This is a genomic window from Streptomyces sp. GESEQ-35, from assembly GCF_017948485.1.
Taxonomy (GTDB): Bacteria; Actinomycetota; Actinomycetes; order Streptomycetales; family Streptomycetaceae; genus Streptomyces.
This window is the reverse complement of the sequence record NZ_JAFFSX010000082.1, coordinates 1-1,159: the sequence shown is the minus strand read 5'-3', so window position 1 is coordinate 1,159 and position 1,159 is coordinate 1. Positions and strand designations below refer to the sequence as shown.

Annotated in this window: 1 protein-coding gene; it reads left to right on the top strand. The window is 66.5% G+C overall.

The features are described 5' to 3' along the window. On the top strand, window positions 1-1,159 hold a 1,159-nt coding region (frc, locus tag KCH87_RS48425; RefSeq protein WP_210594460.1), incomplete at both ends, for a formyl-CoA transferase.

Below are 1,159 nucleotides of genomic sequence, written 5' to 3'. Positions count from 1 at the left end.
GGCGAAGGCTCTTGAGGGTGTTCGTGTCCTGGATATGACGCATGTGCAGTCCGGGCCGTCGGCGACGCAGCTGCTGGCGTGGCTGGGGGCGGACGTGGTGAAGGTGGAGGCGCCGGGCGGGGACATCACGCGCCGGCAGCTGCGGGACATCCCGGACGTCGACTCGCTGTATTTCACGATGCTCAACTGCAACAAGCGCTCCGTCACCCTGAACACGAAGAGTGAGCGGGGCAAGGAGATCCTGACCGAGCTGATCCGGCGTTCGGACGTGATGGTGGAGAACTTCGCGCCCGGCGCGGTGGACCGGATGGGCTTCACCTGGGACCGCATCCAGGAGATCAACCCGCAGATCGTGTACGCCTCCATCAAGGGCTTCGGCGAAGGCCCCTACACCAGCTTCAAAGCCTACGAGGTGGTCGCGCAGGCGATGGGCGGCTCGATGGCCACCACCGGCCTCCAGGACGGACCCCCGATGGCGACCGGCGCACAGATCGGCGACTCCGGCACCGGCGTCCACGCCGTCGCCGGCATCCTCGCCGCCCTCTTCCAGCGCACCCGCACCGGACGCGGCCAGCGCGTCAACGTCGCCATGCAGCACGCCGTCCTCAACCTCTGCCGGGTCAAACTCCGCGACCAGCAACGCCTGACCCACGGCCCCCTGCACGAATACCCCAACGACGACTTCACCGACGAAGTACCCCGCTCCGGCAACGCCTCCGGCGGCGGCCAGCCCGGCTGGGCCGTCAGGTGCGCCCCCGGCGGCCCCAACGACTACGTCTACATCATCGTCCAGCCCACCGGCTGGAAACCCATCACCCACCTCATCGGCCGGCCCGAACTCGCCGACGACCCCGAATGGAACACCCCACAAGCCCGCCTGCCCAAACTCCCCAAAATGTTCCAGCTCATCGAGGAATGGACCACCACCCAACCCAAATGGCAGGTCCTCCACCACCTCAACACCCACAACATCCCCTGCGGACCCATCCTCTCCACCAAAGAAATCATCGAAGACCCCTCCCTCGCCGCCAACGACATGATCATCAACGTCGACCACCCCCAACGCGGCACCTACACCACCGTCGGCAACCCCCTCAAACTCTCCGACTCCCCCGCCCACATCACCACCGCACCCCTCCTCGGCCAACACAACGAAGAG